Source organism: Cyclonatronum sp. (assembly GCF_022565315.1).
In the GTDB taxonomy this organism is placed as follows: domain Bacteria; phylum Bacteroidota; class Rhodothermia; order Balneolales; family Cyclonatronaceae; genus Cyclonatronum.
Window position 1 is genome coordinate 77,969 of sequence record NZ_JAIUMX010000004.1, and the last position, 6,859, is coordinate 84,827.

Below are 6,859 nucleotides of genomic sequence, written 5' to 3' on the forward strand. Positions count from 1 at the left end.
GTTGGCAATAGCTGAGTTTAATTTTTTTAACGAAACAGACCTGCGGCTTCCACTTGATGAAAAAGTAGCGCTGAAAATTACAGGCGCCGTTTTTCAGGGGGAAAATCGCAGTTGTTCCCTTTTGGAGATTGTTTTTGTGGATGATGCTGAAATTCTGCGTATCAATCAGGAGCACCTGCAGCATGATTATGTTACAGACATTATCACCTTCCCCTACCATGAGGGGGAAGAAGACATCGAAGGGACTCTGTTTTGTTGCGCTACTCAAATTATCAGACAGGCAGCTGAAGAAAAAATTTTGGCAGGCACGGAATTTGCAAGAATACTGATTCATGGCGTGCTGCATTTATGCGGCTATGAAGATGCACAGCCGGCGCAGAAACAGCGCATGACCGAAAAAGAAAATTATTATTTAAATCAGCTTGAATTTACAGTATGAGAACCAACGTAATTGATCTCATTATTGAGATGATCAGGCAGGTAAGGGCCGGTCAGAAGCTCAAAGACATTGATCCAAAGTCTTTCGACGGCTACAACCGTGCGGAAACTTCCGCAGCTTACTCATGGATTCTGCATAAAAGCGACAGGGATAAAATAAGCAAAGAAGCCGGCGTAATTGACGCCCGACGCAACACCCGTATCCTGCACTCTGCAGAGCGGCTGATGCTTTCAACAGAAGCGCAGGGATATCTTATTGAGCTGTTTAACATCGGCGTTATCGATAATTCAGATATGGAAAATATCATCGAACACTGTATGATTACTTCCATGGAAAAAATTGATCTTGAACGGATGAAAGAAATTGTGGCAAGTCTGGTTTTCGGAACCGGCGAAAAAAGCCGACCCAACTCCGTTTTCCTGCGCGGTAACGAGACCATCAACTGAATTTCAGGCCGGAACCAATGCCCCGAAGCACGGGCGAAATCGTTTCCGGAACCCTGCTCATTGTAGAGTCACCGGTACTTGCGGCAGCTGTAAACCGCCTGAAGCTGCCGCAGATTACTGCTTTTGCAACCCGCGGCTTTGCCTGGCTCCCAAAATCAGAACCCGGAACGGGCCGCCTGATTGCAAGAGCAAACCCGGATCTCTCCGGGGTCAGAAAAGCGCTGAAGGAGCTGCATCCGGCTTTTTACGATATCGTAATTGCAGCCGATGCTGACCCAAGCGGGTATTTCATTTCCCGCGCGGTTGCGAAATTTCTGGGGAAACGCGGCGGTATCCGTTTTGGTCAGCTCACCGCGATAAGTGCTGAGGCGCTGGAAAAAGCCATTGCAACAGCCCGACCGGAGCTGCCCTTTGATGACGAACAGCTCCGGCGCCATTTTTTTATCCGGCAGCAGTACCGCTCATTCTTTTCTGAGCCGCTGCCGCTCATGCTCGCTTTGGGGCTGCTTTCCGGGCCTTTCCCGGCGCAGACCTACATCACCCCAAACAAAAAACACTTCATCCGAAGTCTGAAACCGGCGCTTCAATTGGCTGAGGTTTCCCTTAAGCTCCGGCCTTCACCCGCCGAAGGCCTGTACCCTGCTGTTCCGGCTCCGCCCTCTGCGGCTGTGCTCCCGTATGTGCGCGGTCAGCGTTTCGCAGCGACGCAGGAGCAGATCAGCAGGCTTTTCTGTTTTCAGGATGATGCCCTTGGCCGCACGCTCATCAGCTATCCCCGAACGCGGTCGAACGCCTGGTACCCCGAAACCTGGGATACGCTGGGTGAACAGCTGCAGCGCACTGAGCCGGGCGCGGTTCAGATTCCGGTAGCCATGCGGGCGATCGCTCCGGCCGGCAGCGCGCATGAGGCGCTTCACGTGATCAGCCTCAGCGACAGCCCGCATCAGATGCGCGCTTTCCTGAAAAAAGAGCTGCTCTTTCTTTATGAGCTGATTTACCGGCATACAAAAGCTGCGGTGAGCATCCCTCCTGCTTTACACAAAAATCAGATCCTGCAGGATGAACAGGAACGCTTATTTTGGGCCGACCTTCCCTTGTTGAAGGATGAGGTGATGCAGGTTAAGCCGGTCGTGACGCTTCAGCAGTTTATGCAAATGCTGCTCAATACCGGGTGGGTTACCGCAGGGAGTCTTGGAACCGCCACGGATGCGGTACTCACTTCGGGACACATCACCCTTGAAACCCGGCCGGAACCGCACCTGCGGGTGAATAACAGCACTTCGGCTCAGGAACTATGCCTTCGGGCGAAACGTACACGCCGTATGATGGAAAACGCTGCCGGCCTGAAATCAGATGCAGCTTTGAGTCCGGCACAGTTCAACAAGCTATGTACCCAACTATTCAGGGATGAAAACTGACAATCCTACTTTTGAATCGGTCTTCCGGAAACATCTTTCCGGCCGGCTCGCTGGTGAGGGCAAGTACGCCTCACCCAAACCCCCGCCCGAAAATACCCCGCCGACAGCGGGCCTGCGCCTGCTTATGGCCGTGCCCTGGCTGCTCGGAATTTTGTTTGTGCTCTCCTTTTGGTGGGATTTCGACGGCATGGTGATTGAAACCGGCTTTCAGCGCCTGCCGCTTGAAGGGGTGCTGCGCATCGTGAGCGTGAGCGGACTGATCGGCTTCCTCACCAACTGGATTGCCATCAGCATGCTGTTTTACCCGAGGAAGAAGCGTCCGCTGCTGGGGCAGGGCCTCATCCCGGCACAAAAAGACCGCATCGCGAAACGGCTCTCCGCGGCGGTTGAGCGGGAGCTGATCAACCCCGAGCTTGTGAAAAAGGAATTTGTGGAATCGGGCCTGCTGAACCGCTACACCGACCTGCTAATCTGGGATGTGAAATCTCTGGTTGATGATCCGGGCTTCCGGGAAGACCTCAGCAAGCTGATGCACCGCTACATTACCGAAGCTTTTGCGGACCCGGCCATGAAAGCGCGGATTGTGGATGAAGCCGAGCAGGCGGTGCTTGAAAGCGTGCGCGAAAATAGATTTGAGACAACCGCCCTCAAAATGTACCTGTTGGTGCGTGGTAAAACGCTGCGGGAGATGCTGGCTGATGCAGCAGAAAAACTGCCGGCCAAACTAACGCGCGCAACCGAGCCGATAGAAGAGCTGCTCAGCACCATCCCGGCCCGCATGCGCAAAGACCGCGCACAGCTGCAAAACCTCTTCCTGCTGGTGATTAACGGCATTGTGGATAAAATCGAAGTGCAGAAAATTATCGAGACCAACATCAACAGCTATGATGAGTCAAAACTTGAGGCGGTAATCCGCGGTGCTTCCGATACGCAGCTGCGCTACATCAAATACCTGGGTGCGGTGATTGGCTTCGGTGGCGGCTTCGTAATCTGGCAGCCCATGCTCAGCCTTGCCGTTTTGATCACCGCCGGATTTGTGATTTGGCTTGCGGATCGGATTTTAGGCGGAGTCTGAACAGGATTGTCGGGAAAATTACCTGTCTTTTATTCTGATTATTTTTGACCCAAATGGACAAAATGACAAAGCCTGCAGGACAAAACCCGGGCGGGATTGCAACTATAATGAGCCCTGAAGGGGCATTTAAACTGTCACCTGAATTTACCGGATTACTTCGGGTTTACAGGATTTCAGGATGGCAGTGCGATCCGGAAACGGCAACAACCAAAAGCAAGAGCTTTGCCGTAGGGTTGGAGGTTTTGAACTGTAACGGCTGACCGTGATGTGCACGGCGTTTACCCCAAAAAGCATACGCATGAAATGCCACTCCAGCTCTACTCAGGTTTACAAAATGATTGCTGGTAATTTTTAGCCAGGGGCTTTCACCATATTTTCCGCTTCGGGAAGGCTTAGGGCGGTGAGGATGCCGGCGAGCATGATGAGCGCAAACAGGCCGATGAGCCAGGGTGTGCCGAAGAGGTCGGCGACGAAGCCGAGCACGGCGGAGCTGAGGGTTACGAGGCCGATCAGGGTGTTGCTCACCGCAACGTAGAGCGGACGGTCCGCCTCGGGGGCGGCATCAACGATGTAGGTTTTGCGGCCGAGGCGGGTGCCGGCCTGCGCCATGCCTCCGATAAAGAAGACAGCCGCAAACGCCCAGGGCGTCTGCCAGGATTCGGGAAATATCAGGAAGGAAAGGGCGAGTGCGCAGCCGAGCATACCGACCACGCCTCCGGCCGCCATCACCAGGCGGCTTGAGCGGTCGGCGAAGCGCCCCCAAAAATAGCTGCTCAGCACCGAAGCAAGGCTGCTTGCGATCACAAAAATGCCGAGGCTGCTCACCGCTGTGCCGGTCACCTCCCGGGCAAGCAGGGCGTAGAAGGGAATCACCAGCATCACGCTGAGCAGCAGGCCGCGGGCCAGCACGAGGCGGGCGAAAAACGGCTGCTCTTTGATGAGCTTCCAGCCGGCTTTGGCTTCCTGCAGGGCGTTGCGCCCGCCGGCGGTTGCGCCGTCTTCTTCCCGGATGAGTGCGAAAAGCAGCGCGGCGCCGAACCAGAGTGCGGCGGCGGTGAGCAGCAGCCACACGTAAAGGGCGATATCCTCCCCTTCACCAAGGTAGCGGTGCAGCACGAAACCCGCGCCGAGCGAGAGGAGTCCGCCGGTTGTGGCCCGAACCGACAGCAGCGTGCCCCGCTTTCCCTTCGGGATGGTTTTAGCCAGCACATCTTTGAAGCTCACCGATCCGACCCCGCTTGCCAGACTAAAAATAAGCAGCAGCCCGAGTACCGCGATGCCGCCGGCAAGTCCGTCGAGCAGGAAGGCCGCAGCGGCCATCAGCAGCAGGGCGAGCGCCTGAACCGTGCCGGCCCCGACCCAGAACCACTTCCGGCGGGCGAATTTCCGGATGCGGCCCGAGACCGAAAGCTGCGGAATCAGCGAGCCGCCTTTGTGCAGCGGCACCAGAAAACCGCTCAGGCTTGCGGGAGCGCCCATGGCCCCCAGCAGCCACGGCAGCACCAGCGAAGGACTCGCAATCTGCTCGGCAAGCTTGGTTGCGGCACCGTTCAGGCTGTTGAGCAGAAAATTGCCCGGGGCCTCACGGCAGGCGCTGTCGGGTATGGCCTCGCAGCTTCGCTCATCCTCTTCCGTGAGGATTTCATATACCCGCTCAACCGTTTTGTTTTGGTGAAGGCTCATCTCAATACTTAAAAAGGTGATTTCAGTTTAGATCGCAGATCAAAGGTTTGGGAGCTCTTCATCATTTCGGAAGCACATCCATCGAAAAAGAAAATCACCATTCCACAAATGTGAAGGAATCGCCGTCGAACAGACCTTTGTCGCTTAGCTTGAGCGAAGGGATCACGAGCAGGGCCATGAAGGAGATGAGCATGTAGGGGGCCTTCAGCGTGCTGCCCATGTCGCGGGCGATGCGTGTGAGCCGCTCGTAGGCTTCGCCCACATCTTCGCCGGGCGCATTGGTCATGATGCCCGCGACCGGCAACGGCAGCAGGTCTTCCTGCTCGCCATGAAAGGCCGCAATGCCGCCTTTGGCTTCCATCACCAGATTTACAACCCGCGCGAGGTCGGCATCGGAAGTTCCCACCGCAATAATATTGTGGCAGTCATGCCCGACCGAGGAGGCAATCGCCCCGTTTTTGATGCCGAAATTCTGAATGAAGGCAACGGCCGGTTTCGCCTGCTGATAGCGGTTTACGACGGCCATTTTCAGGATGTCGTTTTTGAGGTCCGGCTGCACGAGGCTGCCGAGTTTGGGCAGTACGCGCATTTCTTTTTGGGTGATAAGCTCCCCGTCGATGGCCTGAATGACCGGAAAAATCGTTGCGGAGCTTTCCTTCTCAAAATCCTCCGGGCTGAGGGTGTAGCTCACAAAGTTATTCAGGAGTCCGGCCTGCACTTTCGGGAACTGCACCCTGCCGCCGGCAAAAACCTGCTTTCCGTCGATCCAGGTTTCGGTGACGCGGAAATGGGTGAGATCTTCGGTGATGATGAAATCGGCCGGGTCGCCGGGCTGAAGCAGGCCTGCGGGCAGGCCGTAGTGCTGCACCGGGGCAACACAGGCCGCATGGAGCACATCAAACAGCGGATACCCCAGCCCAACGGCCCGCGCCACCAGCTCGTTGATGTGCCCTAACACCAGATCATCGGGGTGCTTGTCGTCGGAGCAGAACATCAGCCGGTCGGGATAGTCGTCGAACAGACTGATGAGCGCATCGAAGTTTTTGGCCGCGCTTCCCTCCCGAATCAGGATTTTCATGCCGGCCGCGATTTTGTCGAGGGCTTCTTCTTTGGTGAAGCACTCGTGATCGGTCGAAATGCCGGCCGAGGCATATTTCCGCGCCTGTTCGCCCTTCAGACCCGGGGCGTGACCGTCAACCGGTTTGCCGGCTTTCCGGGCGGCTTCGATTTTTTTGAGGACTTCGGCATCATCATACAAAACACCCGGCCAGTTCATCATCTCGGCCAGGTAGTAGATATCGGGCCGGGCGAGCAGCGCAGCGACATCATCCGCATCGAGCACGGCACCGGCGGTTTCGAACCGGGTTGCGGGCACACAGGAAGGCGCCCCGAAGCAAAATTTCAGGGGCACAGTTTGGCCGTCTTCAATCATAAAGGTTACCCCTTCGAGTCCGCACACGTTCGCAATTTCGTGCGGATCAGAAACCGTGGCAACGGTTCCGTGCTTCACCGCAAGCCGGGCAAATGCCGAGGGCACCAGCATGGAGCTTTCAATATGGATGTGCGCATCAACGAAACCGGGAAGGATAAACTGTTGCGGCGCAGCGGCTTCCTCTTCTATTTGCAGAATCTTACCGCCCTCTGTGTGAAGGGTTCCGGGATAAATCCGCCGGCTGATGACATCAACAATCTGACCTGAAATTTTTGGCATCTTCGTTTGCTGCTTAAAACGTAGTTGGTTAGGTTGGCTGGGAAGATAGGAAAAGCCGACTGATTTACATGAGTCCGGGTGGTTTTC

Annotated in this window: 6 protein-coding genes; 4 read left to right on the forward strand and 2 right to left on the reverse strand. The window is 55.7% G+C overall.

Going from position 1 to position 6,859, the window contains the following annotated elements:
• The first annotated feature begins 1 nt into the window (after position 1).
• From ybeY to LAT75_RS01920, 4 genes are read left to right on the forward strand one after another with little or no spacing between them, the layout of a single operon-like run.
• Positions 2–439 (forward strand): rRNA maturation RNase YbeY, encoded by a 438-nt coding sequence (gene ybeY / locus LAT75_RS01905; protein ID WP_291480922.1) that lies wholly within the window; start codon positions 2–4, stop codon positions 437–439.
• Positions 436–885, forward strand: coding sequence for a DUF494 family protein (locus LAT75_RS01910; protein ID WP_291480923.1), 450 nt, complete (start codon positions 436–438; stop codon positions 883–885). Before ybeY ends, LAT75_RS01910 begins: the two co-directional genes overlap by 4 nt.
• A gap of 17 nt (positions 886–902) precedes the next feature.
• Positions 903–2,303: a hypothetical protein gene (locus tag LAT75_RS01915; RefSeq protein WP_291480924.1), complete on the forward strand. Its 1,401-nt coding sequence runs from the start codon at positions 903–905 to the stop codon at positions 2,301–2,303.
• Positions 2,293–3,378 carry a DUF445 family protein gene (locus LAT75_RS01920; RefSeq protein ID WP_291480925.1) on the forward strand — a complete coding sequence of 362 codons (1,086 nt, stop codon included), beginning with the start codon at positions 2,293–2,295 and terminating at the stop codon, positions 3,376–3,378. The genes LAT75_RS01915 and LAT75_RS01920 overlap by 11 nt, the downstream gene beginning before the upstream one ends.
• Positions 3,379–3,729: 351 nt before the next feature.
• On the opposite strand, the gene LAT75_RS01925 is transcribed toward LAT75_RS01920, so the two are convergent.
• On the reverse strand, positions 3,730–5,061 hold the full coding sequence (locus LAT75_RS01925) for an MFS transporter (protein ID WP_291480926.1): 1,332 nt from the start codon (positions 5,059–5,061) through the stop codon (positions 3,730–3,732).
• 94 nt (positions 5,062–5,155) lie between these two features.
• Positions 5,156–6,772, reverse strand: coding sequence for an adenine deaminase (gene ade, locus LAT75_RS01930; RefSeq protein WP_291480927.1), 1,617 nt, complete (start codon positions 6,770–6,772; stop codon positions 5,156–5,158).
• Positions 6,773–6,859: the final 87 nt, after the last annotated feature.